The organism is Candidatus Omnitrophota bacterium (genome assembly GCA_041649175.1).
In the GTDB taxonomy this organism is placed as follows: Bacteria; Omnitrophota; Gorgyraeia; order Zapsychrales; family JBAZNR01; genus JBAZNR01.
Map to the genome: position 1 here is coordinate 257,520 of JBAZNR010000002.1, position 25,955 is coordinate 283,474.

Genomic DNA, 25,955 nt, shown 5'->3' on the forward strand with positions numbered 1-25,955 from the left:
TTCCGCCTTACACAAAACAGCTAATTAATTTTATCTACCAGAAAGAATAACGGCGGAAAAATAAAAAAATTATCTGTTGACGCGGTAAGTCTATTATAGTCTAATGATATCTAGGGATATCTGAGGAATACTAAGGAATTTAACGTAAGTCCTTTATGAATCATCGGCAAAGGGGATCGTATCGTGACCAGCCTACTTGACGTCGAGGAACTCGCAAAATACCTAAAGCTCCAGAAGCAAACCATTTACAACTGGTTGAGCCAAAGGAAAATTTCCGGAATAAAGATCGGCGGGGTTTGGCGTTTTGACAAGCGCGAAGTTGACAAGTGGTTAAAAGCCCAATCACGAAAGGTCCGGCATGGCGAATAAGAAACAAGTCTGCATATTCTTCGGCCCCAATTCCTTATGTTTTGTGGAAACGCAAAAGAAGGCTATTACGAATTTCTTTGATGTTCCCCATAACCTGCTGGATAATACCCAAAACACCGCTTTACCCAACGACATCAAGCTTACCGCCATTATTCAAAAGTCCTTAAGAGACCGTAAAATTGACACCTCTGAGGTTTACATTTCGCTCGCAAACCAAGACATCATCTTAAGATCATTCTTTATCCCCTGGATGGCCGCTTCCGAAGTTAAAGGCGTTATTGATTTTGAGGCGCGCCGCTACATTCCATTCAAGCTTGAAGACATCGCTTACACTTACCATTCCGCGCCGATCATTGAAAAAAAGAGCAAGCGCCTGCGCATTTTATTTGTCGGCATTAAAAAAGACGTTTTAGACCGATACTGCTCCGTCCTGGAGCAGGCCGGGCTTAAAACGCTTCTGATCGAACCGGCATCGCTAAGCCTTTTGCGGTTATTATCGCTAAAAAAGCAAGTTAACCCTAATCAGAAAACAGCTATTGTCCAGATGAACAAAGCAGAGGGAACCATCATCATCGTTGATCATGGCATTCCTCAGTTTGTCCGGGATTTCCGGCTGTCCTCCGGGTCGCACGAGCTTACACAGCTCGACCCAACGCTTTTAGGCGAGCGGATCACCAGCGAGATCCGCATTTCCATTGAATACGACCGCCGTCAAAATGCCGGGAACGTTGAAAAAATATTGCTCGTTTCATCCTTTGAGTCAAAAGACTTCGTTCAGCGTTTATCCGAGGAACTTTCGATTGCCAATATTTCAACGATCAACGCGCGGCAATTGCTTGGCGTTGAAGAAGAGGTCAGCTCCGGCGTTCTCAACGCGCTGGGCGGCAGCTTAAAAGACGCTATTCCTTTTAACTTGAACATCAATCTGATCAAGTCACGCGCGAAGCCCGTTGAGCCGGAAAAAATATTTGAAGCGCCAAAACTTAATTATAATCTTACGATCAAAATTGCCGCCGCATGCGCTTGTTTAGTCATGGCGCTTTTCGGTTTTCAGCACCTAAAGATAGCTGACTACCAAAAAAAACTATCCGATCAAATGACCAGGCAGGGAGTTTACGAATCACTTTCCATTGTGGATATTGAAACGAAGCAAAAAGACCTGGATAAAAAAATCAAAGGTTACGCGAACATACGTTTAAAGAGCAATGTTTCTTTTTTCTTACAGCGCATCCCTCATCTTCTTCCGGAGGGCGCTTGGCTGTCGCGGCTTACCATTGATTTTACCAACGCGTCTGATCCGCGGACATTTTCTGGGCGAGCGCAAAAACCCGGCGATGAACCACTAATGAATTCCCGGACATCCCTGGACATGGACGGTTTTGTTTTTGCCCAAGATCCCAATCAGCAGATCAATCTCGTTAATAAACTGATCGCAAGTTTAAAAAATGATAAGCAATTTTCACAGCCCTTTGAGGCTATTTCATTAGTGAACGCACAAAAACAGGACTTGAAAGAGCACACGGTAACTTCTTTTAAGATCATTTGCCGGTAAAACATATGGACATACAAAACATAGGCCGAGAACTTTCGCAAATTGACATTGCCAAGATTGACGTTGGAAAACTCAGTCAATCGCTAAAGCAACGCAAAGATATCCTTTTAAACATCGCGATCGTTGTGGCCACATTCCTTCTGGCGGGAAATATTTTTGAAAATCTTAAAGTGCAGGAAGCTAAGCTTCGCTCCGACATCAGCGGCTTTGCGACAAAAAATGACGCGATCAAGAATTACGAGAAATCACGAAAGAACCTAGACGATCTTTTAGCGTCGTTTCCTTCGGGATTTTCTGACGCGGGGCAGATGATGGACAAAATTAATGAGTTTGCGATCCTTCATAGCATTCAGATCTCCTCATTTACGCCCAAAGACGGACAGCAAACAGATTTCTACGACACGGTCGGGATCCAGTTAAGCGCTTCAGCCGCATCCTATGAAAACATCGCGTTTTTTATTCGCGACATTGAGAATTCGCCCTACGGGCTGCGCATTGAACATTGGGCGACGGAACTTGATTCTCGCTACACAACGAACACCGGCGACAGCGAACCGGGATCAGTTAAGATCAGCATAACCATTGAATCCGTTAAATTAAGAAAATGAAAAAAATCTTACTTCCGATTTGTTTAGTTTTTCTTCTGGCTTCATCCGCCTCAGGCGAGGATGAGCAAATTCTGCCTATCGCCGATGACGCGCAGGCATTTTTAAATCCTTTTGTTCCCGCTTTGCCAAAACCAGCTGTTGTAGAGCCTGTCGCTGTTGACAGCCCCATCGCCATCGTCGAACCGCAAGAGCAATTCATAGCTCAACCCATGATGGAACTTCCTAATCTACTGATCAACGGGCTCATCTGGAATACTAATCGGCCTCAGGCGATCGTTAACAATAAGATCGTCGGGCTAGGTGATACGGTGGACGGTGTTGAGATCGTTGCCATTGACCGCTCAGGCATCGAGATAGTTTTTCAGCAGCGCCATTATGAAGTCGGCCCGGATTCTAGCCCAAAAGAAATAATTAAAGAACAGCTGTTCTAAAATTTTTGGAGTGATAAAATAGCAGTATATAAAAGAGAGGGGCTCATGATCACAAGAAAAAACGTATCTATTTTTTCATTCCTTGGTTTCCTGGGATTATTTCTTTTCTTTTCTTCCGGCGCATCCGCGCAGTCTTTATCTTTAGAAGACAGGTTTTTCTTAAACCCTCAAACCTCAAAAACAATTTCCATGGATTTTAAAGACGCGGCACTTAACGATGTCTTAAAAATATTTTCCCAACAATCGGGCTTGAATTTTATCGCCGAACAAGAAGTCATCGAAAAAAAGATCACCTTATTTTTAGACAAAGTTCCCGTTGAGCAAGCCTTAGAAAAGATCCTCAGCGCCAACAATCTGACCTACGAGATCCAGGCTGACAGCAATATTTTCATCGTTAAATCATTAGGGGCCCCGGTTAAAGAGCTAGTCACGCGGGTTTACTACCTAAAAAATGCGACGGTGCAATCATCGAAATTCAACGCAACCATAAACATCGAAGACGAAGAAGATAGCGAAGGCACCAGCAATCAAAACACAATGTTCGGCTCGACAGGCCAGGCCGAAAATGGCGTTGCGTCAGCCCTTAAAACGATCTTAAGCGAATCCGGAAAGATCGTTGAAGACCCTCGCACCAATAGCATTATTGTAACGGATATTCCCAGCCAATTTCCTTTGATTGAGCAAACGATCGCGCGCTTAGATGTTCCGGTGTCGCAAATCCTCATTGAAACAGAAATGCTCGATGTTTCCAAGGATAACGCGGATAAACTCGGTATTAAATTTGGCGATACACCTTTGACATTCACCGGCGGAGAACGTGACCACGTTTATCCGTGGAACCAAAATAACCTTTTGCGAAAAGGCTTTGCCTTTGAAGAAGCGGAATATCGGGTGGGGACAATAAGCGCGGCCGGGCTATCGGCAACGTTGCAATTTTTGCGTACGCAGACCGACACGAAAAATCTTGCCCGTCCAAGAATTTTAACGCTCAATAATCAAACGGCGCAAATTAAAATTTCGACAAATGAAGCCATCGGAGTTCAGACAGTCACAGACTCCGCGCAATCCAACGCAACGACAACCGTAGAAGCCGAACGTGTGCAAACCGGCGTTTTTTTAACCGTAACGCCGCAGGCCAATTTAACAACCCGCGAAATCACGATGGCGATCGCGCCGCGCGTTATTCAGGCGCGCTCCGGCGCGACATTCGAGGGAAAAACTTTTAAAGATCCGGAAGAGCGGGGAACAAAATCGATCTTGCGCGTTCAAGACGGCGACACAATTATCTTAGGCGGGCTTTTGCGAACAGACTTAACAAATACGACCACAAAAGTTCCGGTCTTGGGAGATATTCCTATTGTCGGCGCGGCTTTTCGCCATAAAGACAAAAGCGACATCGAACGAGAACTGATCATTTTTATTACGCCGCACATCGTCAGCGACGCAACAACCGCAAAACTCGCATTAACCACAAATCCTCAGGACATCGTGCGCGAACAAGATGTTCCCGAATCGCGTCGCCAGCAAATAACCGATACGCTAAAGCGGATAGAAAATCAAAGGTAAATCCACATGACCTATCGCAAGCTCGGCGAAATACTCGTCCAGCAAGGCTTAATTAGCGCTAATCAACTTGGCCAAGCGATCGCTGTTCAGAAAAAAGACGGCGGCCGCATTGGTGAAATTTTAGTTAAGCTTGGCATCATCAAAGAAGAAGAGATGGTTGCCGCCTTAGGTAAACAACTTCTTTTGCCCTACGCGTCGCGCAGTTCAGGGTTACTTCATCCGCAAAAAGAGCAGGGCTTGCAAGACCTCATTCCGAAGGAATTCGCTCAAAAAAATCTGGTCTTACCTTTATCACGCAACTTAAATTCCTTAACCTGCGCCGTCTTCGATCCTTTGGATCTGCTCATGATCGATAATTTACGCAAAATGACATCTTGCGAGATCAACCTTGTCATCGCCGGAAGAACCGACATCATCAAAGCCATTGATGATTTTTATAGCAGCTTGCCTGCGTCAACTTCACAAACATCGATGTTGGGGGAAGCGGTTCAAGATACCTATACGCCTAGCGCCCGGCAAACCAGCGAAGCGAATCAGATCCTTCCGTCGGATGATGAAGAAACAGAATTAAGCCTTGATAAATTGATCGCCCGCGCCGAAGAAGCCCCTGTCGTTAAGCTTGTTGACCTTATTATCCGTCAAGCTATTGATGAGCGCGCCAGTGATATTCATATTGAACCGTATAAAGACAAGATCAATTTGCGCTATCGCATTGACGGCATCCTTTATGAAATTCCGCCGCCGGCGAGGCATTTACATCTTCCCATTATTTCCCGTATTAAAATTTTAGCGAAACTTGATATCGCCGAAAAAAGGCTTCCGCAAGACGGAGCGATCGTCGTTAAGCTTGAAGATCGTGTGGTTGACTTAAGAATTTCTACCATCCCCACCATCTGGGGCGAAAAAATCGTCATGCGAATTTTAGATAAAAACGCTGTTCCGCTCGATCTCTCTTATTTAGGGTTTGAACAAAAACAACTGGACCTGATCCGTAAAGCCATTCATTCACCTTATGGCTTAGTTTTTGTCACCGGGCCGACGGGAAGCGGGAAGTCAACATCGCTTTACGCCGCGCTTCGCGAATGTGCGGACCCTAAGAAAAATATCATTACCGTTGAAGACCCCGTGGAATTTCGCCTCGACGGGATCAATCAAGTCAATGTCAAGCCGGATATCGGATTAACATTTGCTTCAGCCCTTAGAGCATTTCTACGCCAAGACCCGGATGTTATGATGGTGGGAGAAGTCCGCGATCTTGAAACCGCACAAATTTGCGTCCGAGCCGCTTTAACCGGACATTTTGTTTTAAGCACGCTTCATACCAACGATTCCGCATCCGCCGTCACAAGGCTTTTAGATATTGGTATTGAGCCATATTTGCTTATGCCTTCGCTTATTTTAGTCATCGCCCAAAGATTAGGCCGAAAACTTTGCCCCAAATGTAAAGAAGCTTATGAACCGACGCCGGAACAACTCGGCGGCATAAAGATCAAGGCCGATCTAATTTACCGCGCCAAGGGTTGCGAAGAATGCAATCAAACAGGATACAAAGGACGCATCGCTCTTGGCGAGATCATGCCGATCGACGAAGAAATTCGAAAGCTCATTGCCGGCCACGCGTCCTATATGCAGATCAAAGATGTCGCCCGGAAAAACGGAATGGACACATTGTTTGAATCTGGAATAAAAAAAGTTGAAGCAGGATTAACCAGCTTGGAAGAAATTCTTAGTGTCGCCCTAAGCTAAAGGAGAGTTTCGTGCCGCGTTTTTCTTATACCGCTAAAGATATTAACGGAAAGACCGTAAGCGCAACAGATGACGCGCCGGATCAAGGCGCACTAGTCTCGCGACTTCAAGCGCAAGGTTATTTTATTGTCAGTGTTGCGCCCTTTAAACCAACCGCAGGAAAAAGATCTGACGGCAGGCCGGTCGTCAAGGGAACATTCACCCATAATAAAGTCAATTTAGATGATCTCTTGATGTTCTGTCATCAGCTTTCTACTATGCTTAATTCCGGGGTTACGCTCACACGAAGCCTTGATGTCATTTCTATGCAGGTGGAAAGCAAACAACTCTCCGAAACATTAATTGAAGTTAAAAAAGATGTTGAGCACGGTGGATCTTTAAGCGCTAGCCTTGCCAAGCATCCAAAAGTTTTTAACCAATTTTGGGTCAGCCTTATCGAAGTCGGCGAGGCCTCCGGAACCATGCCAACCGTCTTAGAAAAGCTCGCGACCTATATGGAACAAGAGTCTGCTTTCCAGGCTTCCATTATTTCAGCCATCATTTATCCTGCCATTCTTATGCTCGTTGCTACAGGTGCCATTGTCTTTTTTGCCTTGGTCATCGGGCCAAAATTTAAGACGATCTTTGACCAATTTCACGTTCAATTGCCCCCTTTGACCAGCGCGCTTTTAGTTGTTTTTGACTTTATAAAAGAGAAATTCCTCGTGTTGATAGGCGCCATTTGTGCTATATTTATACTAATAAAGAAGTACATCGCAACGCCGAAAGGGCAATTACAATTTGAAGGATTTTTATTCAAGATCCCCAAATTCGGCTACGTTATGAAAACAATTGTGGTGGAACGATTTACCTCACAATTGTCCATTTTAGTAGATAGCGGTGTCCCGATCCTGTACGCTTTAGACATCGCTCAGCGCATGGTGGGAAACAGAACTTGCGCTAATGTTATTGGTGAAATAAAAAATAATGTCAGGGAAGGAAAGCTTGTCGCGGAACCGATGATGAAAAGCGGATTCTTTCCTCCCATGGCCGTTCAAATGATCTTGATCGGCGAAGAGACCGGAGAACTCGGCAAAATGCTTAGAAGCGTTGCCGAGTTTTATCAAAATTACGTCCAAACGTTTATGAAGCGTTTTGGAACGATCTTTGAGCCCGTGATGCTGGTTTTTATGGGCGCTGTCATCGGAACTATTGTTATCGCGATGTTTATGCCAATATTTAACCTCGCCCAGATAGGCGGCGGATAATTTTTCTCAGAATACAGGAGGTGGTAAATACCAAATTACGAAAAGCTGTTTTTCGATAAAAATATACAGTCATCATACTTTTCAAACAAACAAAAGGAGGGGGAAATGAACAGGAGACTACGTAACAAAAGCGGTTTTACACTGCTTGAAATCATCATCGTCATCATCATCATCGCCATTCTCGCCAGTTTAGCCATGCCTAGGTTCTTGCGCACATCACAATATTCTTACTCAGCGGAGGCTTTGGCAAATTTATCAGCCCTACGTCAAGCCATGAATCGTTGCTATCTGTTCTCAAGCAGCTACGCGCCTTGTGATACGTTTGACGATCTCGACACCGGTGATCCGGGCTTAGAACCTAACGCACATTTTACTTACGGAATCGGCGGCTTAGCTGCTGGAACGTTTAACATCACGGCAACAGGCAGCGTTGCCGTTCCTACGGACATCATCTGGATTGATCAAACCGGCGCAAAGGGCGGTAACGGTATTTTCTCGGGAATTAGATAGTCTTATATTTTCATGACGGTGCTGAAAAGCACCGTCATGAAAACAAGGCGGTTAACGTGCAGAAAGCAGTGTCAAAAAACAATCAAAGCGCTTTTACTTTGATGGAATTGGTGGTGGTCACCATTGTTATCGCCATTCTTGCCGGCATTGCTTTACCGCACTTTACCGCCGCCCTGGAACGCAACAGGGCGGTGGAAGGTGTGAATATTTTAGGGGCGATTCGCAGCGCGCAAGAGCGCTTTGCCTTAGCTAATGGCGGCGCGTACACGACCAACATCCTTGACATTGACGTTGATATTCCTGTTCCTTTAAATTATTTTGAAACACCGGAAATTTGCGCGGGGGGGGGAGCTGTTCCTTTGGCTCGGATTCGCGACATTCCTCGACGATATCGGCTTCTCATTTACGATAATGGCGATATTGAATGTCACGGAAATGTTCTCTGTCAACGCATGGGATTTACCCAGATCGCGGCATTGCCAAATTGCCCATAAGGAAAACATGCTGAGTCGTCATACAAAAAAGGCTTTTACGTTAACTGAGCTTGTCGTGGTTGTTATTGCGATCGGCATTTTGGCCGGGCTTGCGATCCCAAAGTACACGACGATTGTTGAGCGGCAAATTGCTTCCGAAGGCGTTCAAATATTATCTACTATTCGCGCCGCACAGCATCGTTTCGCCTTGCGTAACGGCGGTAATTTTGACTTGGATGCCTCAGGAAATTTGACCAATCTTGACATCACGATCCCTGCATCTCAAAATTTTGACAGTTATCTGGCTTGTCGCACTACGTACATAGCTCAGGTTCGCAACATTCGTTTAAACTATTGGCTTTATATGGCTACCGATGGAACAATTGATTGCTGTGACGGAGCAGGCTTTGATTGCGCACGATTAGGAATAGCCACTGATGTCGGCGCGTGCATGGCGTGCAATTAGAAAGAGGCTTTTATGTTTTCATCAAATCAAAAAAGGGCATTTACGTTAATGGAGCTTTTGACGGTTGTTATCATTGTCGGAATTCTCGCCGCCTTTGCCGTTCCTAATTACATCAACACAATTGAAACTCAAATTTCCGCGGAAGGAATTAGCACATTAACCGCTATTCGCGCCTCTCAAGAGCGCCACAGAATTGAGACGGGCGCCTATGCGAATTCTGCGGCTGATTTGGATATCGGTGTTGGCCCGTCCACAAATTTTTCTGCTCCTTCGGCAAGCGCCAACGTCAATGAAGTTGGCGCAATTTCCCGTATGCAAGGCGCAACAAGGCTTTACACTATACACATCAGCAATGCGGGAACAGTTGTTTGTTGCGACCGTCTTGCGGATAATATCACCTGTGCAAAACTTGGTATTCCGGCCGGAGCATCATGTCCGGCTTTTATGATTCCGTAGAGGATGAAAACTATGCTTTTACTCAAGTCGCGAAAATCGTTTACCTTAATGGAGCTTTTGACCGTCGCTATCATTATCGGCGTCACGGCGGCAGTCGCTATTCCAAATTACAATGTTGCGGTGCAACGCTCTCAAGAGCGAAGCGCGGCCATGAACCTTCTGGCAGCCAAATCAGCTCAAGAAATATACCGCAGTGAACACGGAGAATTTTGGCCAACCCTTGCTTACGTCTGTAGCTCCGGCTGCAACGCACAAGAAATCAATCAAAATCTTCGCCTTTCTTTGCCAACGATCGGAAGCACAGCTTATACTTGCTTCGATATGAATGGTGGCCCGTATTGGTGCGAAGCAACATCCGCCGCTCCGGCTTGGACGCTGCAAAGCCGCGGCAATATTAATGCAGGTTGGCCGCGCTGTTCGGCCGGAACGTGCGAATTATGCCAACCGAATTGCCCAACGCCATAATCCATGAACAAATACAAAAACAATAAGGGTTTTTCTCTTATTGAAGTTCTCGTCGCCTCGGTTATTTTCACCATCGCAGCCGTTGGATTGTTCGCTACCGTCTCAAGCCTGCGCGGTGGCTCCGATAAGGCAGAGCGCCGGTTAGAAGTAACAAATATCGGCCGGCAACTTTTAGAAGAATTACGCTCAAAGATCGGACAAGCTGCTTGGCCACTCACTTGCGATGGAAATCCCCAACCTTGGCCTAACACGCTTTTACCAGCTGCCGGAACAAATCCAACGTATGATCGTTTATCAGCCAACCCTTTCAATTTGCAGTTTCAATATATTTGTGATGACGTAGATACAAACGGTGATGCAGCTCGAGTCCTATACAAAGTTGACCAAACAATAACTTACGATGAACCTTAAGACAAAAAAATCTCTCACGCTAGCAGAGCTTTTAACCGCAACTGTTGTCACCGGGCTTATCATGGCGGCCGTTGCTTCCATGGATTTTGCCATTCGCCAATCCGGGCAGGGAACAACGCGCAATGCCATCGTTACCATGCGCACAACCGCCACCATGGCTGACATCATTAAAAACGCATCGCTTGCCATTGGTAACGGCACGACGCTACCAAGCACAGGAATTGACCCCACAGCAAGTCACTTTTGCATTCGTCAAGATGCTGGACCGCCGCCCGGAACACCAGGGAACTACAACGACGATCGCTGGGTTTGTTATACTCTCCCCGCCGCATCAACAACGCTTTACAAGTGCATCGACGATATTCCCCCCATTGATCCCTTTGATTGCGGGCCAGCAGTACCTGGTAATGAAATCATAGGAAGTGTTGATGTTTTTGACTACAGTCTGCAGCAAGACCCCGTGCTTATGGAAAATTATATTGAGATAACTTTAAAAAGCCGCATGGATCCAACCCAACCAGCAAGTGTCACCAATCCGGAATATACACTTACCTCCCGCGTGCGCCCCGACAGCCATAGCTTCTAATTTTTGTGAAGATAAAAACTTGTCACAAGCCCCTTGTTTTGCTAAGATACCTCTTCACGTAGACCGTTCAATTAAAAAGATTCCGCGTTTGAATTAAAAGATTACTATTAAAAGATCATAACTTTTCGATGGGCCGATAGCTCAGCTGGGAGAGTGCCTGGTTCGCAATCAGGAGGTCGGGGGTTCGATCCCCCCTCGGTCCACTTAAACTTTCAGACTTCAGCCTTCAGCTTTCAGCACAAAAAGCTGAAGGCTGACAGCTGACAGCTGAAAGCTAAAACATGCATCGATTTTTCTGCCCGCAAGAAAATTTCATTCAAACAACCCTCACCATCACAGACCAAAAAGAAATCCATCATTTAAAAAATGTTCTACGCCTAAAGGAGGGTGACAGAATCGTCCTTTTTAACGGACAGGGAAAAGAAGCGGACGCAACGATCACTTCGATTGCCGAGAACGCCATTGAGGTCTCCCTAAGCGACATCCGACAAGACGAAAAGAAAAATTTCACGATCATCTTGGCCTGCGCCATTCCTAAAAAAGCAAAGTTCGAATCTATCATAGAAAAATGTACCGAGCTCGGCGTTGATGAAATTATTCCTCTTAAAACGCAAAGAACCGAAGTTATCTTTTCAAAAGAAAAAATGCCGGATAAGGTTAAACGCTTTCAAACCGTTGCCATTAATGCCTCCAAACAATCCAACCGAAAAACAATTCCCGCTATCCATCCGGTTTTAAGCTTGTCAGAGGCGCTTAAGCATATTGATAATTCCACACTCGCCTTGATCCCGCATCTCTCCGGAAAAAGGAAATCGCTTCATGAGATCATGAGTCAAAATCCGCATGCCAAAAAAATCATGTTTTTTATCGGCCCTGAGGGTGATTTTACTCCCGAAGAAATCGCTTTAGCCATTAAATCCGGATCCATTGCCGTTTCTCTGGGCGAAACAACGCTTAAAGTTGACACCGCCGCTATTTCTGTCGTCGCCTTTGCACAATTACTTTTGGCAGATGAAAAATAAAAGAGAAATCCTCTGCCTTGCCGCCATTTTCTTTTTCGCGTTAGCCTTACGCCTCGCCTACATGTTTTTCCTCAAGAAAGAATACCTTTTCTATGATCACCCGGCAGACGATGTTTTGTATTACCAAGAGTGGGCCGGAGAAATTGCCGCAGGGGACTGGATAGGCAAAAGAGCTTTTTGGGGGATGCCGCTTTATCCTTACTTTCTGGCGATCCTCATGCCATTTTCTTTCGGAAGCACTGAAGTGCTTCGCATTTTTCATCTTATCCTGGGAAGCGCCAACGTCCTTTTGGTTTATTTTATTGCCAAGCAGATCTTTTCAAGGCCGACAGCTTGGCTGGCCGCTTTTTTTACCGCAACAAATTTTATTTTAATCTACTACGATTGGCTCATGATGCCGGTCACACTCATCATTACGCTAAGTTTGATCCTTGTTTACGGGTTTTTAACGCTTAGCCCTTCGTCGAAAAGATCTGAATGGTTCATCCTGGGAATTGTTTTTGGTTTAAGCACATTATCCGATGGAAAATTCCTGATATTCTTTGCTTTCACGCTTATTTATCTTGCCTGGCAATATCGCCCTCCGGGCAAAAAAACTTTTATAAAAGTTTTTTTGCCCCTGATCGCCGGCGCGCTCATCATTATTCTTGGCGTTGCCATACGAAACCGCGTAATCGGTAAAGATTGGGTTTTAACCAGCGCTCACGGCGGGATCAACTTCTATATCGGCAATAATCCGAAAGCCAGCGGAGTTTTTGACAATCCTCAATTTATCCGCCCGGACCATAACGGATTTGAAACCGACACGCGCATTATCGCCGAGCAAGCCTTAAAAAGAAGTCTTCGCCCATCGGAGGTTTCACAGTTCTGGATGGATCAGGGAATCGAATTCATCCGGAAAAATCCCGGGCAATACTTGAGCCTCTTAGGAAAGAAAATTGCGGCATTTTTTCAAGATACCGAACGGTCCTATGATATTGACCTGGTTTTTCAAATTCCGTATAAAAATAAATTTGACTTCAACTCATTGCGCATTATTTTTCCGCTGGCAATCACCGGATTCATTTTTGCTTTCGTGAATTCTAGAAAATTTGCTTTTCCCGCGCTACTCATCGCCAGCCAGCTTATCTTTACGCTTTGTTTTTTTCTAATTACCCGGCATCGCGCGACGATCTTGCCGTTTTTGATCATATTCCAATCTTTTTGTATTATCTGGGCTATTAATCAAATCAAAGAGAAAAAATGGAATATGCTCATCATAGCGGCTCTTATTTCTCTCGGGATGTTCTTAATTTTAAAACCGGTATCCATTGATCCTAAAATCGTGTCATTTTTAAGATCAAGCAAGGCCGGCCCTCTTTTAGCCGAGCAAAAACGCTTCGATGAAGCCCGTAGGGAATACTTATCAGCTCTTAAATTGCAGCCCTTCGACGTAAACTCCATCTACAATCTTGCCAATACCTATGTCGCCGAAAATAATTTTAAAGATGCGATTTCCTGGTACGAACGCGCCTTGCAGATCAATCCCCGGGATGTTGATGCGCTTTATAATTTAGCTTATTGCCAGGAGCAAAATAAGAATACAAATACCGCCATCAAACTTTACGAGGAATTGTTGCGTCTTTCTCCGGAAAGCTTAGACGGCCATTACCGTTTGGGAAATATTTATCTATCGCAATCACAGTGCGAAAAAGCAAAAACTCATTTCAACATCATCGCTCAGAGCAATCCTTCTGTTCAAGATGAGTTAAAAAATGCCTTGGATTCATGCCGCCCTTGAACTTTTCTAACAATAACAATAGTTTTTCTTCTTAATCTATAACTTGTTCTATCGCAACGGTTTATTCTTGTTTTCCGTCTATCGAAAATGTTGACAACCCAATAACACTCGTGTATAATTTCACTCTCTTAATTAAATTTTAGAAAGGAAGTGGTTCATGGCTGAACAGAAAAAATCAGTTGAAAAGGCTGCCGAAAAAGACAAGGGAGCCGAAACTGCCCACAGGCAAAAAGCACTCGAACTTGCCTTAATCCAAATCGAAAAACAATTCGGAAAAGGTTCTATTATGAAGCTGGATAGCACCGTCAATATGGATATTGCGGCTATCCCGACAGGATCTTTGTCCTTAGACCTTGCCTTAGGCATCGGTGGTGTCCCTCGCGGAAGAGTCATCGAGATTTATGGACCGGAATCATCCGGAAAAACAACGCTCACCTTAAGCATCATTTCCCAAATACAAAAAATGGGCGGTGTGGCGGCTTTTATCGACGCGGAACACGCTTTTGATTCAAATTACGCCAAAACCGTCGGCGTAACACTCGAAGACCTTTTGATCTCGCAACCTGATACCGGTGAACAAGCCCTCGAGATCGCCGAAACGCTGGTACGCTCAAATGCCGTCGACCTCGTGGTCATTGACTCCGTCGCCGCCTTAACACCAAAGGCTGAAATTGAAGGCGACATGGGTGATTCACATATGGGGCTTCAGGCGCGTTTAATGTCACAAGCGCTCAGGAAACTAACCGCCGCCATCAGCAAATCAAAAACATGCGTTATCTTCATTAATCAGATCCGCATGAAGATCGGCGTTATGTTCGGCTCTCCGGAAACAACGACCGGCGGCCGAGCGCTCAAATTCTACGCCTCCGTTCGTATCGACCTTCGTAAAATTGAGTCTCTCAAAAATGGCGAAGAATTTGTCGGTAACCGAGTTAAAGCAAAAATTGTTAAAAATAAAGTCGCCGCTCCGTTTCGTGACGCCGAATTTGAGATCATGTTCAAAGAAGGGATCTCTTATGTAAGCGATATTCTTGATCTGGGAATTGCGCATGAGATCATTCAAAAGTCCGGCGCCTGGCTTTCGTATGAGAATGAAAAGATCGGGCAAGGACGCGAAAGCGCGCGCCAATATTTAAAAGAAAATCCGAAAATTCTTCAAAAGATCGAAAAGCAAATTCGCGAGAAACTAGGGATCAAAAAACAGTCGTAAGCTAGTTGAACAAAATCATTAGACAAGGGGGGAGGGCGCGATGAAATTCCGTATGAAAATCGCAGGTGTTCTTATCTTGTTTGCAGGAATTATTTTAGGGTTCACTATTGCCGCGCGCATTAATGTATCGCCCGAGGCAATAGCGCAACCAATATCGGACAGCGTGAATTTTTCTGACGCGATCGAGAATGTTTCCGAACAAGTCGGCCCAACGGTCGTTTCGATCCAAACGGAAAAGATTGCGAAACCACGCGTCCAACAGCGCCGTTATTACGCGAGTCCTTTTGGCGGCGGCTCAGAAAGCCCTTTTGAAGACGATCTTTTTAACCGGTTCTTTGAAGATTTTTTTGGCGAAATGCCGGATTTTGAACAAAAGCGTTCCGGATTAGGTTCCGGCGTCATCATTGACAAAGACGGCTATATTTTAACGAATGAACACGTTGTCAGTGATGCCGACATTATTACCGTAACATTATCCGACGGAAGAGAATTTAAAGGAACCTTAAAAGGGACCGATCCGCGTTCCGACCTGGCAGTTATAAAAATTAGCGCGCCCAATCTTCCCGTAGCGAAATTGGGACAATCCGACAATATCAAGATCGGACAATGGGTTGTCGCTATCGGCAATCCGTTCGGATATCTTTTGTCAAATTCCGAACCAACCGTTACCGCCGGGGTTGTCAGCGCTTTACATCGCTCACTTCCCAGGACTTCGTGGCGTGATAGTGACTATACCGACCTGATCCAAACAGATGCCGCGATCAATCCCGGAAATTCCGGCGGGCCTTTAGTTAATTTACGGGGTGAAGTTATCGGGATCAACGTTGCCATATTTACCACGTCCGGCGGGTATCAGGGCATCGGATTTGCAATTCCTATTGATACAGCCAAGCGCATCGTACAAAGCCTGATCGAAGGCAAAAAAGTTGAATACGGATGGATCGGTGTCAACATTCAAGAAATTGATGAGAAATTAGCCAAGTATTTTTCTCTATCCGGGCCGCAAACGGGAGCATTGGTTTCTCAGATCCTAGAAGACAGCCCGGCGCAAAAAGCCGGAGTAAGAAACGGCGATATCATTGTCGCCGTTAACGACCAACTCGTCAGAAAGCCGGCACATCTTATTAAGGTGATCGGAAATACTCCGGTTGGACAAAAGATCAAGTTAAAAGTTTTACGTGATAAAAAGCCGCTGGATATCACCGTTGAGGTTGCGAAAAGGCCCGAGTTCGACCAGGAAGGAAAGATAATCACGCAACAAACAGAAAATGATGATGCGATCGAAGATGACGGACATGTTTCTTGGCGCGGCATGGATGTTCAATCATTAACGCCGGAGCTGGCGAGCCGTTTGCGTTTAGAAAACAATACCGGCGTCATCGTCGATAGTGTAGAGCCCACAAGCCAAGCGGACCAAGCAGGATTACAACGAGGCATTGTCATCACCGAGATCAATAAAAAACCGATCAAGAATATCAAAGATTTTAAGGATGCGGTAAAAAATGAGAGCGGCGATTGCCTGATCCAAACAAATCACGGCTATCTCGTCATTAAGTTCGCAAAGGAATGAACCCCGAAGACGTAACGCCGGAATTCTCAAAAGCAAAAGCGGCCGCTTTTAGGCTGATCAAGGTACGAAATCGAAGCACCAAAGAGCTCATTGATCGATTAACAAGAAAAAGGTTTTCAAAAAGTATTATTGACAGCATTCTTCAATACCTTCAGAAAACACAACTCGTCGATGATGCGCAATTCACCAAAGATTGGATTCGTGCCCGCCTTCATAAGCCCTACGGCTTAAGACGCATAGCTTATGAACTGAAAGAAAAGGGAATTAGCGATTCCTTGGCGAAAAATGCCATCGCGCAAGTGAAAGCCGATTACCCCGAAGAAGCGATCGTTTCTGAATTAATAAAAAAACGTGTCGAGCGTTACAAGAATTTAGAGAAAACAAAAATAAAACAGCGATTATTCAATTATTTGGCAAACCGCGGATTTAATATAGACACCATCGAGCGAGTACTGAATAAATATGACGGCTAATGAAATAAGAGCAAAGTTTTTGGACTTTTTTGCCTCCAAAGGGCACAAGATCGTGGAGAGCGATTCGGTCGTTCCCAAGGATGACCCGACGGTCCTTTTTACCACCGCCGGGATGCAACAGTTCAAAAAACAATTTTTAGGCTACGTTGAAGGCTACACAAAGGCGGCCACATCGCAAAAATGCCTTCGCACGGACGATCTGGACAAGGTCGGCAAGACCGCCTTTCATCATACCTTTTTTGAAATGCTGGGAAATTTTTCCTTCGGCGATTATTTCAAGAAAGAAGCGATCACTTGGGCGTGGGAATTTTTAACGCATGCGTTAAAAATTCCCAGCGAAAAGCTCTGGGTTTCGGTGTACAAAGACGACGACGAGGCATACGATATTTGGCTAAATAACATCAAAATCAAAAAAGAGCGTATTGTCAAGTTGGGCGATAAAAGCAATTTCTGGCCGTCGGAAGCTAAAGAAAAAGGCCCCAATGGTCCTTGCGGCCCGTGTTCTGAAATTTTCTATGATTACGGTGTAAACCCGAATTGTCCCAACGGAAGCAAGTGTGATCCCGATTGCAGCTGCGGACGTTTTTCGGAGGTTTGGAATCTGGTCTTTACACAATTTAACCGTAAGGAAGGCGGCGTTCTAGAACCGCTTCCCAATAAAAATATTGATACCGGAATGGGTTTAGAACGCCTAGTCGCGGTTGTTCAAGGCAAAAAAAACAATTATGAAACCGATTTGTTTGAGCCGATTATTTCCGCCATTACGCAAGAAACAGAAAAAGAAAATTGCAAATTGGAAAGAGTCGAGAAACTTATCATTGCCGACCACTTGCGCGCCATCGTTTTTGGAATTTGCGACGGCGTTATTCCGTCTAATGAAGGCCGCGGCTATATCGTTAAGAAGCTTATTATTGACAGCACCGATTTGATTTTACAAAAAGGAGTGGAAAAACCGATTGTTTATAAGCTTATTCCAAGCGTTATTCATGCAATGAAAAACCCTTATCCCGAAATTGCAGAAAAACTCAGCGATGTTGCAACAGTTATCAAGAAAATAGAAGAAGGGTATATAAAGCTTGAGAAAGAGCGAATTCCTGAAATTAAAAAACTTGTTACCGATGCATATGCAAAAAATCAAAGTCTACAAGAAAAGCGACACGAACTCGTAGAAATTATGTTTAAATACCGCGACACTTTCGGGCTAACATTGGCGGCAATTAGCAAAGCAATTTTGGAAACCTCAATCGGTAAAGACGAGTTGCAAGAAGGTATCAATCGTTTTCCAAGCAAAATGGACGAGCAAAAAGAACGTTCCCGCGCCTCCAGTAAAATGACCGGTGATGTTTTCGCGGAAGCCGGAATTAATCTCAACGTTCCCAAAACCGAATTTTTAGGCTATCAGAAAAATGAAGCTGGCGTGAAAATCCTAAAACTGCTTATTGAAAATAAAGAAGTCGCGGAAGCTAAAAAAGGCGATTCCATAAAAATCATCTTAGATAAAACGCCCTTTTACGCAGAATCCGGTGGACAAGTAGGCGACAGCGGAACAATTTCTAAAAGCGGCTCTGTTATTAAAGTTACAGACACGCAAAAATTTGCCGACATTTTTATTCATACCGCAACAGTCGAAAGCGGCTCATTTAAAGAAGCTGACGCCGTAACCGCAAAAATTGACGAACCGCGCCGGCTTTCTATTATGCGCAATCATACCGCCACACATCTTTTGCAGGCCGCTTTAAGAAAAGTTCTAGGCGCGCATGTTCAACAGCAAGGATCACTCGTCGCGCCCGAACGATTGCGTTTTGATTTTACGCACCCGCAAGGCGTAACTAAGGACCAGCTTGCCCAGATCGAAACGCTCATTAACGGCTTTATTGCGGCGAATGACCAAATCGAAAAACACGTGATGCCCATTGCCGAAGCGAAAAAAAGCGGCGCCTTGGCCTTCTTCGCCGAGAAATATGGCGAAACGGTGCGCGTTGTTTCCATTGACGGTTATTCCAAAGAATTTTGCGGCGGAACACATTTGAATAAAACCGGCGAGATCATTTCTCTTAAAATTACCGGCGAAGGCGCCATCGCTCAAGGAATACGCCGCATTGAAGCCGTGACCGGAACTTATGTGCAAGATTGGCAAAAAGAAAAAGAATCCCAGGAACAGCTCCTGCGGCAATCACAACAGCTCAAGGAACAGGAAAAGCAAGAAAGCGAACAAAACTTTACGAACATCAAAAACTCAATTGATGCTATTATTAAAGAATCGACAATGATCGCCGATGCAACCATCGTCCGCCGACATTTTAAAGATATTGATCCGGGATTATTGCGCAGGGTTTCAGACTTGATCAAACAAAAGGTGAGATCAGCGGTCATCATTTTAACCTGTGAAAAAAGCGGCAATGCTCATATTTTGATCGCCGTCACTGAAGACCTGATCAAAAAAGATATTAAAGCCGATGAGATCGTTTCAAGGATAGCCCCAATCATTGACGGTAGCGGCGGCGGCCGGGCGCAAATGGCTCAAGCCGGAAGCAAAAACCCCGCAAAATTACCGGAAGCACTTAAAAAAACTGAATCCATCTTGAAAGAGTTGATCGAAAAATGAAAATCTTAAAACAGGGAAGCGCAGGCTTAGAGAAAATTTACGACCGGAATTTGTATATCCGCAAAAAACGCATTGAAGAACGCGTGGCGCAGATCATTGCCGATGTAAAACTTAATGGTGATGATGCTCTGCTCAAATACACCAAGCGTTTTGACAAGGTCAAACTGACTCAAAAGCAATTAAAAGTTGCTGAAAACGAGATCAGCGGCGCTTTTCAAAATATTACCAGCGATTTTATTTCCGCTTTAAAGATCATCATTAACAATGTTTCATTTTTCTATAAAAAGCAGCTAAAGAAACCTTGCCGCGTCAAAGACGGCGACGGCGTCGCTTTAAAAGAGATCATTCAGCCGCTGGATTCCGTCGGGATTTATATCCCGGCCGGAACGGCGCCTTTGGTTTCTACCGTCTATATGACGGTTGTTCCGGCTAAAGTCGCCGGCGTTAAACGCATTGTGATCGCGACGCCTCCTGATAAAAACGGCCACATCAATCCTTACATCTTGGCGGTGGCAAATTTGCTTAAAGTTAATGAGATCTATCGCATTGGCGGCGCGCAGGCGATCGCCGCACTTGCTTTGGGAACAAAAACAATTCCCAAGGTCGATAAAATTATCGGCCCTGGAAATATGTATGTTACCGAAGCTAAACGCCAGCTTTTTGGATATGTGGATATTGATATGCTCGCCGGCCCCACAGAACTCGTGGTCATCGCAAACCGATATAGCAATCCTGATTTTGTTTTAGCCGACCTTGAAGCACAAGCCGAACATTTAGGTGGGCTTGTTATTCTGATCACCACATCACGGGCGCTTCTTAAATTAGCGCAAAAGAAAATGTCCAAAGGTTATGCCGTTTTTGCTAAGAATATCGAGGAAGCCATTGAGATCTCTAATAGGATCGCGCCCGAACATTTGCAGATCCTCACCAACAATCCGCAAAGTGTCGCGAAAAAGATCCAAAACGTCGGCGCCATATTCTTAGGCCCGTATAGCCCGGCTGCCATCGGAGATTACGTCGCCGGCCCGAGCCATGTGTTACCAACGCTGGGTACCGCCAGATTTTTCTCCGGACTTTGTTTGTCCGATTTCACCCGGACCAGCCATATTATTGCTTATTCAAAGAAAGCGCTTGAAAAAGCGCGTGATCCTTTAGAAAAAGTCGCCACCATTGAAGGGTTAATAAAACATTACGAATCCGTTAAGGTCAGATTTCAATAGTTCAATAGAAAGGAAATTGTATGAAACAGCGTAAGGCACTGGAAAAACGCAAAAGCACCGAAACAGAAATAGAAGTCAAGCTTAGCCTTGACGGTAAGGGAGAAACAAAAATAAAAACCCAGATCGGCATTCTTGATCATATGCTGCACCTCTTTGCTTTTCACGGATTTTTTGACCTGGAATTGATCGTCAAAAAAGCCGATACTAATATTGACATTCACCACACCAACGAAGACATCGGCATTGTTCTAGGAAAAGCTTTTAAGGCAGCCTTGGGCGAAAAAGAAGGTATTCGCCGTTTTGGCCTAGCCGCCGCGCCGATGGAGTCTACCATCGGAACATGTGTTATTGATATCAGCGGCCGCGGGCATTTTAAGCTGAACATTGCCGGAAACCAAACAACTCATCCGGCATCGAAAGAGCAAGACGGATACGCCATAACATACTTGGAGCACTTTATGGAATCATTCGCGAAAAGCTTGAGCGCGACCATCGGCATCACCATTCAAAACCCCAGCGATGATTTGCACACGAATCTAGAAACTGTTTTTAAATCCTTAGGGATCGCTTTAGACCGGGCGACACAGATCGATCCTCGTCGAAAAGGTGTTCCGTCCACAAAAGGAATCATTGATTAATGATCGCCATTATTGACTACGGAATGGGAAATTTGCGCAGCGTGCAGAAGGCTTTTGAAAAAGTCGGCGCGCTGGCAACTATTACCCAAGACCCCAAAGACTTAGAATCAGCCGAAAAAATTGTCCTGCCGGGAGTGGGGGCGATGAAGCCGGCCATGGAAAAACTATCTTCACTCAACCTTGTCACGGCCATCAAGAAGTCCATCAAAGACAAAAAACCTTTTTTGGGAATTTGCTTAGGGCTGCAGCTTCTTTTTGACGAAAGCGATGAGGGAGGCAAGGTCAACGGATTAGGGATCTTAAAGGGGAGTGTTATTCGCTTTACACAACTCAAAGTTCCGCACATGGGCTGGAATCAGATCAATATTAAAAATCTCTCGTGTCCGCTTTTTTCCGGAATTGAAAATTTAACGTCCGTTTACTTTTGTCACTCTTATTTTCCAAAACCGGAAGACACAAATATCATAGCCACAACCACAGATTACGGCATAGATTTTTCATCGTCCGTCTGGCAGGAAAATGTCTACGGTGTTCAGTTCCACCCCGAGAAAAGCCAAGCGGCGGGGCTTAAAATCTTGAGAAATTTTGCGGAACTTAAATCATGATCATTATCCCGGCCATTGACATCAAAGACGGAAAAGTCGTACGCCTTTCCCAGGGACGGTTTCAGGAGATAACGATCTATTCATCCGACCCGGTCGCGTTCGCGAAAAAATGGGAAACGGCCGGCGCGAGCCTCATCCATATCGTCGATCTCGACGGCGCTGAAAAAGGCGAGATGAAGAATTTCGATGCCATCGCAAAGATCTCCAAGGCTGTTAAAGTTCCCCTGGAAGTCGGCGGCGGAATAAGAAAACGCGATGACATCTTACGCGTTTTAGGACAAGGGATCTCTCGTGTTGTTTTGGGAACGCGCGTTGTCGAAGACCGCGCATTTCTTAAAGAGATCCTGAAAGATTGGAAAGAACGTATTGTGGTGAGCCTAGATTGCTCGCATGGCATTGTCACACAAAAAGGATGGACATCCGTTTCAAATTTGAAAGCAACCGACTTTGCAAAAGAACTGCAAGACATGGGCCTGACACAATTGATCTACACCGATATTGCCCGCGACGGAACCTTGCGCGGCCCAAATCTAACCAGCATCAAAGAGATCTTAGATTCGGTCACGATCCCGGTGATCGCCTCCGGCGGTGTTTCAAATCTTGAAGACATTAAAAGCCTTAAGAAATTAGGAAGCCACCTTTGGGGAGCCATTGTCGGTAAAGCGCTTTATGAAGGAAATTTTGAATTGAAAGATGCCATAAGCTTATGCTCACAAAAAGAATAATTCCGTGCTTGGATGTTAAAGACGGGCGTGTTGTTAAGGGTGTCAAGTTCATCGGGTTGCGTGACGCGGGAGACCCCGTTGAGATCGCTAAAGTTTACGACACCAGCGGCGCCGATGAATTGGTTTTTTTGGACATTACCGCCAGCCATGAAAAACGAAAGATCATCCTTAACATTGTTCAAAAAACAGCGGAACAAGTTTTTATGCCGTTAACCGTTGGCGGCGGAATTAAAGACATTTCGGATATTCGCGACCTGTTGAACGCCGGCGCCGATAAAGTATCTATTAACACATCAGCGGTCCAAGATCCGTCGATCATTACCGACGCGGCAAAACGCTTCGGAAGCCAATGCATTGTGGTCGCCATTGACGCAAAGAAAGACGAAGAGGGATGGGAAGTTTATATTCACGGCGGGCGCACGCCCACCGGAAAAGATGTTATCCTTTGGGCCAAAGAGGCTCAAAAATTAGGCGCGGGAGAGATTCTTTTAACCAGCATGGATTGTGATGGGACCAAAGACGGATTTGATATTCCGCTTACAAGGTCCGTCGCCGACGCTGTCGAGATCCCGGTGATCGCCTCCGGCGGCGCGGGAACCGTGAAACATTTTTCTGATGTCTTTACAAAAACATCTGCCAGTGCGGCATTGGCGGCATCTATTTTTCATTACGGAGAAATTTCTATTAAAGAGGTTAAGGAATATCTTAATAAAAAATCAATCGAGGCGCGCGTATGAGCTCAATGGAAAAAATTATTTTAACGCCTAAAACGTTAAATAAATTAAAGTTTAACGATCAGAAACTTATTCCGGCTATTATTCAAGACTACAAGACAAAAGATGTCTTGATGCTGGCGTATATGAATTTGGAATCGATCCGCCGCACGATCAAACTTAAGAAAACATGTTTCTGGTCACGTTCCCGCAAAGAATATTGGATCAAAGGAATGACTTCGGGGCACATTCAACATGTTAAAGGAATTTATTATGATTGTGACTGCGACACACTGCTCATTAAAGTCCGGCAGATCGGCGGCGCATGCCACACCAATCAATACAGTTGTTTTTACCGAAAAGTGAAAGTATAAATGTACTATCCGTCAAAAAAAGAATTTATTGCCTTAACGCAAAAAGGGAATCTTATTCCGGTTTACCGCGAGATCTTAGGCGATCTGGAAACACCCGTTTCCACCTACCTAAAGATCGCGGCGAAGGCAAAATATTCTTGTTTGCTCGAATCCGTCGAAGGCCAAGAAAAAATAGCGCGGTATTCCTTTTTAGCCAAAGACCCCGAGCTTGTTTTCCAAAGCAAGGGACGAACGGCCGAAATTATCCAGTTTAAAAACGGCCGCATACAAAAAAACAGTCTTAAGGTTTTAGATACGCCGCTGTCTTTCATTCGCGAAATTATGGCACGCTATAAATTTGTTGAAGTGGCCAATCTTCCCAGATTCTGCGGAGGGCTCATCGGATATATGGGTTACGATCTTGTCCGTTATTTTGAAACCATTCCGGAAAAAACCAAAGATGATCTGCATCTGCCGGATATGATCTTTATGCTCTTTAAGAACATGGTGATCTTTGATCATATGACGCACAAGATCAAGATCATTTCCTGTGCCCATGCTGACTCTAAGGCAAGTAACCATGAAAAACTCAGCGCGTATGAAAACGCATTAACCGCCGTTGACCGCATTGTCGAAGAACTTAACCTGGCAACGCTCGATCAAAAACAAATTGAAGATACGCAGTTCCAGAAGCTTCAGCTCAAATCCAACATGACCGAAACACAATTCAAAAATTCCGTCCGAAAAGCCAAAGAGCGGATCACCGCCGGAGACATCATTCAAGTCGTCCTTTCTCAGCGGTTTGAAACACAGATCCAAGCGCATCCTTTTAGGATCTATAGAGAACTGCGCTCGGTCAACCCATCGCCGTATATGTATTATTTAAAACTTGATAACGTTGCTCTGGTTGGTTCATCGCCGGAACTTTTGGTGCGCTGTGAAGACGGCATTGTAGAAACGCGGCCCATTGCCGGAACCAGAAAACGGGGAAAAACAGATAAAGACGACGCTTCTCTTCAAAAAGAACTTCTTTCTGACCCTAAAGAACGCGCCGAACACACCATGCTGGTCGACCTTGGACGCAACGACCTTGGCCGCGTCTGCATTCAGGGAACCGTCAAATTATCCGAATTTATGAGCATTGAAAAATATTCACACGTCATGCATATCGTCAGTAATGTTAAAGGAAAACTACGCCCTGATAAAGATATTTTTGATGTCTTGCAAGCCGCTTTTCCGGCCGGGACAGTTTCGGGGGCGCCGAAGATCCGCGCGATGGAGATCATTGAAGACTTAGAGCCGACAAAACGAGGGCCTTATGCCGGTTGCATCGGGTATTTTAGCTTCTCCGGAAATCTGGATACCTGTATCACCATCCGCACCATCGTTATTAAAGATGAAAAGGCTTACATTCAAGCAGGAGCAGGGATCGTTGCCGACTCGCAACCACAGCATGAATATTTAGAAACGATCAATAAAGCAAAAGCACAGTTGATGGCCATCGAAATGGCTCATCAGGAATAATACGGAATAACACATAAGATTATTTCGTCAACAAACCAAAGTTAAGGAGAAACAGTTATGGAAGTTCGTATCAGATTGCAAAAATCAAGCAAAGGTGCTAATCGCAGCACAAATTACCGTATTGTCGCTATCAGCCGCACGGTGACACGCGACGGCCGACGGTTAGAAATTCTAGGGTATTACGATCCGTCTAAAAAACCGGCGCTGCTTTCGGTGAACAAAGAAAAGCTAGATGCGTGGGTCAAAAAAGGCGCTCGCATGAGCGACACCATTAAAAGCCTTGTTGCGAAATTAAAATAGCTTAATAACTCGTTTTTGTTTTAGCGAAAGGATTTCTATGCCTACGGACCAAGTCTCAAACCCGTTTTTATCGTCTTTGATGATCCCTTATATTCTTATTATCGCTATTTTTTACTTTCTCGTGATCAAGCCGCAAAAGGATCGCCAAAAACAGCATAAGCTAATGCTAGAAAATTTAAAAAAGAACGACGAGATCGTCACCACCGGAGGAATTCACGCCACCATTATTAATGTTAAAGACAAAACGGTGATCATCCGCATCGACGACAATGTTAAAATGGAGATCGATAAAGAGGCCATCGCCGTCGTTACAAAATCAGCAAACTAAACA

Annotated in this window: 29 protein-coding genes and 1 tRNA gene; all 30 read left to right on the forward strand. The window is 44.9% G+C overall.

All coding sequences use genetic code 11. The features are described from left to right. Positions 1–183: 183 nt before the first annotated feature. The 30 genes from WC676_06305 (at position 184) to yajC (ending at position 25,952) form a co-directional block, all read left to right on the forward strand. Positions 184–369: a helix-turn-helix domain-containing protein gene (locus WC676_06305; GenBank protein MFA5060224.1), complete on the forward strand. Its 186-nt coding sequence runs from the start codon at positions 184–186 to the stop codon at positions 367–369. Further along, positions 359–1,921, forward strand: coding sequence for a pilus assembly protein PilM (gene pilM / locus WC676_06310; GenBank protein MFA5060225.1), 1,563 nt, complete (start codon positions 359–361; stop codon positions 1,919–1,921). The genes WC676_06305 and pilM overlap by 11 nt, the downstream gene beginning before the upstream one ends. A 5-nt stretch (positions 1,922–1,926) precedes the next feature. Beyond that, the gene (gene pilO, locus WC676_06315) at positions 1,927–2,529 is read left to right on the forward strand and encodes a type 4a pilus biogenesis protein PilO (protein MFA5060226.1); all 603 of its coding nucleotides are present in this window, start codon (positions 1,927–1,929) and stop codon (positions 2,527–2,529) included. Continuing rightward, positions 2,526–2,960 (forward strand): hypothetical protein, encoded by a 435-nt coding sequence (locus WC676_06320; GenBank protein ID MFA5060227.1) that lies wholly within the window; start codon positions 2,526–2,528, stop codon positions 2,958–2,960. Before pilO ends, WC676_06320 begins: the two co-directional genes overlap by 4 nt. Positions 2,961–3,005: 45 nt before the next feature. After that, positions 3,006–4,526, forward strand: coding sequence for a secretin N-terminal domain-containing protein (locus WC676_06325; GenBank protein ID MFA5060228.1), 1,521 nt, complete (start codon positions 3,006–3,008; stop codon positions 4,524–4,526). Positions 4,527–4,532: 6 nt separating this feature from the next. After that, the gene (locus WC676_06330; GenBank protein MFA5060229.1) at positions 4,533–6,272 is read left to right on the forward strand and encodes an ATPase, T2SS/T4P/T4SS family; all 1,740 of its coding nucleotides are present in this window, start codon (positions 4,533–4,535) and stop codon (positions 6,270–6,272) included. Positions 6,273–6,283: 11 nt separating this feature from the next. Next, complete coding sequence (locus WC676_06335; GenBank protein MFA5060230.1) at positions 6,284–7,519, forward strand: type II secretion system F family protein; 1,236 nt, start codon at positions 6,284–6,286, stop codon at positions 7,517–7,519. 105 nt (positions 7,520–7,624) lie between these two features. Beyond that, on the forward strand, positions 7,625–8,029 hold the full coding sequence (locus WC676_06340; protein ID MFA5060231.1) for a type IV pilin protein: 405 nt from the start codon (positions 7,625–7,627) through the stop codon (positions 8,027–8,029). Between the two features lie 56 nt (positions 8,030–8,085). Next, entirely contained in the window at positions 8,086–8,523 is a 438-nt protein-coding gene (locus WC676_06345; GenBank protein ID MFA5060232.1) for a prepilin-type N-terminal cleavage/methylation domain-containing protein, read from the forward strand. Between the two features lie 7 nt (positions 8,524–8,530). Further along, complete coding sequence (locus WC676_06350) at positions 8,531–8,968, forward strand: prepilin-type N-terminal cleavage/methylation domain-containing protein (GenBank protein ID MFA5060233.1); 438 nt, start codon at positions 8,531–8,533, stop codon at positions 8,966–8,968. A gap of 12 nt (positions 8,969–8,980) precedes the next feature. Beyond that, entirely contained in the window at positions 8,981–9,424 is a 444-nt protein-coding gene (locus tag WC676_06355) for a prepilin-type N-terminal cleavage/methylation domain-containing protein (GenBank protein MFA5060234.1), read from the forward strand. 12 nt (positions 9,425–9,436) lie between these two features. Continuing rightward, positions 9,437–9,889: a type II secretion system protein gene (locus WC676_06360; protein MFA5060235.1), complete on the forward strand. Its 453-nt coding sequence runs from the start codon at positions 9,437–9,439 to the stop codon at positions 9,887–9,889. Positions 9,890–9,892: 3 nt separating this feature from the next. Further along, positions 9,893–10,300, forward strand: coding sequence for a prepilin-type N-terminal cleavage/methylation domain-containing protein (locus tag WC676_06365; protein ID MFA5060236.1), 408 nt, complete (start codon positions 9,893–9,895; stop codon positions 10,298–10,300). After that, positions 10,290–10,886, forward strand: coding sequence for a hypothetical protein (locus tag WC676_06370; protein MFA5060237.1), 597 nt, complete (start codon positions 10,290–10,292; stop codon positions 10,884–10,886). The genes WC676_06365 and WC676_06370 overlap by 11 nt, the downstream gene beginning before the upstream one ends. Positions 10,887–11,016: 130 nt before the next feature. After that, positions 11,017–11,089 (forward strand) — tRNA-Ala (locus tag WC676_06375). A 78-nt stretch (positions 11,090–11,167) separates the two neighbouring features. Continuing rightward, positions 11,168–11,908 (forward strand): RsmE family RNA methyltransferase, encoded by a 741-nt coding sequence (locus WC676_06380; GenBank protein MFA5060238.1) that lies wholly within the window; start codon positions 11,168–11,170, stop codon positions 11,906–11,908. Next, positions 11,898–13,688 carry a tetratricopeptide repeat protein gene (locus WC676_06385; protein ID MFA5060239.1) on the forward strand — a complete coding sequence of 597 codons (1,791 nt, stop codon included), beginning with the start codon at positions 11,898–11,900 and terminating at the stop codon, positions 13,686–13,688. The genes WC676_06380 and WC676_06385 overlap by 11 nt, the downstream gene beginning before the upstream one ends. A gap of 157 nt (positions 13,689–13,845) precedes the next feature. Further along, positions 13,846–14,898 carry a recombinase RecA gene (gene recA / locus WC676_06390; protein MFA5060240.1) on the forward strand — a complete coding sequence of 351 codons (1,053 nt, stop codon included), beginning with the start codon at positions 13,846–13,848 and terminating at the stop codon, positions 14,896–14,898. A gap of 40 nt (positions 14,899–14,938) precedes the next feature. Then, the gene (locus WC676_06395) at positions 14,939–16,468 is read left to right on the forward strand and encodes a Do family serine endopeptidase (protein MFA5060241.1); all 1,530 of its coding nucleotides are present in this window, start codon (positions 14,939–14,941) and stop codon (positions 16,466–16,468) included. Continuing rightward, a complete protein-coding gene (locus tag WC676_06400) occupies positions 16,465–16,941 on the forward strand; it encodes a regulatory protein RecX (GenBank protein ID MFA5060242.1) in 477 nt (158 codons plus the stop codon). The genes WC676_06395 and WC676_06400 overlap by 4 nt, the downstream gene beginning before the upstream one ends. Further along, positions 16,931–19,546 (forward strand): alanine--tRNA ligase, encoded by a 2,616-nt coding sequence (gene alaS / locus WC676_06405; GenBank protein MFA5060243.1) that lies wholly within the window; start codon positions 16,931–16,933, stop codon positions 19,544–19,546. The genes WC676_06400 and alaS overlap by 11 nt, the downstream gene beginning before the upstream one ends. Continuing rightward, positions 19,543–20,766, forward strand: a complete 1,224-nt coding sequence (hisD, locus tag WC676_06410; GenBank protein MFA5060244.1) for a histidinol dehydrogenase — start codon at positions 19,543–19,545, stop codon at positions 20,764–20,766. The genes alaS and hisD overlap by 4 nt, the downstream gene beginning before the upstream one ends. A gap of 20 nt (positions 20,767–20,786) precedes the next feature. Continuing rightward, complete coding sequence (locus WC676_06415; GenBank protein ID MFA5060245.1) at positions 20,787–21,404, forward strand: imidazoleglycerol-phosphate dehydratase; 618 nt, start codon at positions 20,787–20,789, stop codon at positions 21,402–21,404. Further along, positions 21,404–22,009, forward strand: a complete 606-nt coding sequence (hisH, locus tag WC676_06420; protein MFA5060246.1) for an imidazole glycerol phosphate synthase subunit HisH — start codon at positions 21,404–21,406, stop codon at positions 22,007–22,009. Before WC676_06415 ends, hisH begins: the two co-directional genes overlap by 1 nt. After that, positions 22,006–22,734 (forward strand): 1-(5-phosphoribosyl)-5-[(5-phosphoribosylamino)methylideneamino]imidazole-4-carboxamide isomerase, encoded by a 729-nt coding sequence (hisA, locus tag WC676_06425; protein MFA5060247.1) that lies wholly within the window; start codon positions 22,006–22,008, stop codon positions 22,732–22,734. The genes hisH and hisA overlap by 4 nt, the downstream gene beginning before the upstream one ends. After that, positions 22,716–23,471: an imidazole glycerol phosphate synthase subunit HisF gene (gene hisF, locus WC676_06430; protein MFA5060248.1), complete on the forward strand. Its 756-nt coding sequence runs from the start codon at positions 22,716–22,718 to the stop codon at positions 23,469–23,471. The genes hisA and hisF overlap by 19 nt, the downstream gene beginning before the upstream one ends. Before the next feature lie 5 nt (positions 23,472–23,476). Further along, positions 23,477–23,821 carry a phosphoribosyl-AMP cyclohydrolase gene (hisI, locus tag WC676_06435; GenBank protein MFA5060249.1) on the forward strand — a complete coding sequence of 115 codons (345 nt, stop codon included), beginning with the start codon at positions 23,477–23,479 and terminating at the stop codon, positions 23,819–23,821. Next, positions 23,822–25,324, forward strand: a complete 1,503-nt coding sequence (gene trpE, locus WC676_06440; protein ID MFA5060250.1) for an anthranilate synthase component I — start codon at positions 23,822–23,824, stop codon at positions 25,322–25,324. A gap of 57 nt (positions 25,325–25,381) precedes the next feature. After that, positions 25,382–25,624 carry a 30S ribosomal protein S16 gene (gene rpsP, locus WC676_06445; protein ID MFA5060251.1) on the forward strand — a complete coding sequence of 81 codons (243 nt, stop codon included), beginning with the start codon at positions 25,382–25,384 and terminating at the stop codon, positions 25,622–25,624. Between the two features lie 37 nt (positions 25,625–25,661). Then, complete coding sequence (yajC, locus tag WC676_06450) at positions 25,662–25,952, forward strand: preprotein translocase subunit YajC (protein ID MFA5060252.1); 291 nt, start codon at positions 25,662–25,664, stop codon at positions 25,950–25,952. The last annotated feature ends 3 nt before the right edge of the window (positions 25,953–25,955 follow it).

Excerpts from the sequence above, each read along its gene's own strand:
- WC676_06320 (MFA5060227.1), top strand. The coding sequence starts at position 2,526 with ATGAAAAAAATCTTACTTCCGATTTGTTTAGTTTTTCTTCTGGCTTCA.
- WC676_06355 (MFA5060234.1), top strand. The coding sequence starts at position 8,981 with ATGTTTTCATCAAATCAAAAAAGGGCATTTACGTTAATGGAGCTTTTG.
- WC676_06330 (MFA5060229.1), top strand. The coding sequence starts at position 4,533 with ATGACCTATCGCAAGCTCGGCGAAATACTCGTCCAGCAAGGCTTAATT.
- hisD (MFA5060244.1), top strand. The coding sequence starts at position 19,543 with ATGAAAATCTTAAAACAGGGAAGCGCAGGCTTAGAGAAAATTTACGAC.
- WC676_06415 (MFA5060245.1), top strand. The coding sequence starts at position 20,787 with ATGAAACAGCGTAAGGCACTGGAAAAACGCAAAAGCACCGAAACAGAA.
- hisI (MFA5060249.1), top strand. The coding sequence starts at position 23,477 with ATGGAAAAAATTATTTTAACGCCTAAAACGTTAAATAAATTAAAGTTT.
- hisF (MFA5060248.1), top strand. The coding sequence starts at position 22,716 with ATGCTCACAAAAAGAATAATTCCGTGCTTGGATGTTAAAGACGGGCGT.
- rpsP (MFA5060251.1), top strand. The coding sequence starts at position 25,382 with ATGGAAGTTCGTATCAGATTGCAAAAATCAAGCAAAGGTGCTAATCGC.
- pilO (MFA5060226.1), top strand. The coding sequence starts at position 1,927 with ATGGACATACAAAACATAGGCCGAGAACTTTCGCAAATTGACATTGCC.
- WC676_06370 (MFA5060237.1), top strand. The coding sequence starts at position 10,290 with ATGAACCTTAAGACAAAAAAATCTCTCACGCTAGCAGAGCTTTTAACC.
- WC676_06385 (MFA5060239.1), top strand. The coding sequence starts at position 11,898 with ATGAAAAATAAAAGAGAAATCCTCTGCCTTGCCGCCATTTTCTTTTTC.
- WC676_06395 (MFA5060241.1), top strand. The coding sequence starts at position 14,939 with ATGAAATTCCGTATGAAAATCGCAGGTGTTCTTATCTTGTTTGCAGGA.
- WC676_06400 (MFA5060242.1), top strand. The coding sequence starts at position 16,465 with ATGAACCCCGAAGACGTAACGCCGGAATTCTCAAAAGCAAAAGCGGCC.
- hisH (MFA5060246.1), top strand. The coding sequence starts at position 21,404 with ATGATCGCCATTATTGACTACGGAATGGGAAATTTGCGCAGCGTGCAG.
- WC676_06360 (MFA5060235.1), top strand. The coding sequence starts at position 9,437 with ATGCTTTTACTCAAGTCGCGAAAATCGTTTACCTTAATGGAGCTTTTG.
- WC676_06350 (MFA5060233.1), top strand. The coding sequence starts at position 8,531 with ATGCTGAGTCGTCATACAAAAAAGGCTTTTACGTTAACTGAGCTTGTC.
- recA (MFA5060240.1), top strand. The coding sequence starts at position 13,846 with ATGGCTGAACAGAAAAAATCAGTTGAAAAGGCTGCCGAAAAAGACAAG.
- WC676_06380 (MFA5060238.1), top strand. The coding sequence starts at position 11,168 with ATGCATCGATTTTTCTGCCCGCAAGAAAATTTCATTCAAACAACCCTC.
- yajC (MFA5060252.1), top strand. The coding sequence starts at position 25,662 with ATGCCTACGGACCAAGTCTCAAACCCGTTTTTATCGTCTTTGATGATC.
- trpE (MFA5060250.1), top strand. The coding sequence starts at position 23,822 with ATGTACTATCCGTCAAAAAAAGAATTTATTGCCTTAACGCAAAAAGGG.
- alaS (MFA5060243.1), top strand. The coding sequence starts at position 16,931 with ATGACGGCTAATGAAATAAGAGCAAAGTTTTTGGACTTTTTTGCCTCC.
- WC676_06365 (MFA5060236.1), top strand. The coding sequence starts at position 9,893 with ATGAACAAATACAAAAACAATAAGGGTTTTTCTCTTATTGAAGTTCTC.
- pilM (MFA5060225.1), top strand. The coding sequence starts at position 359 with ATGGCGAATAAGAAACAAGTCTGCATATTCTTCGGCCCCAATTCCTTA.
- WC676_06325 (MFA5060228.1), top strand. The coding sequence starts at position 3,006 with ATGATCACAAGAAAAAACGTATCTATTTTTTCATTCCTTGGTTTCCTG.
- WC676_06340 (MFA5060231.1), top strand. The coding sequence starts at position 7,625 with ATGAACAGGAGACTACGTAACAAAAGCGGTTTTACACTGCTTGAAATC.
- hisA (MFA5060247.1), top strand. The coding sequence starts at position 22,006 with ATGATCATTATCCCGGCCATTGACATCAAAGACGGAAAAGTCGTACGC.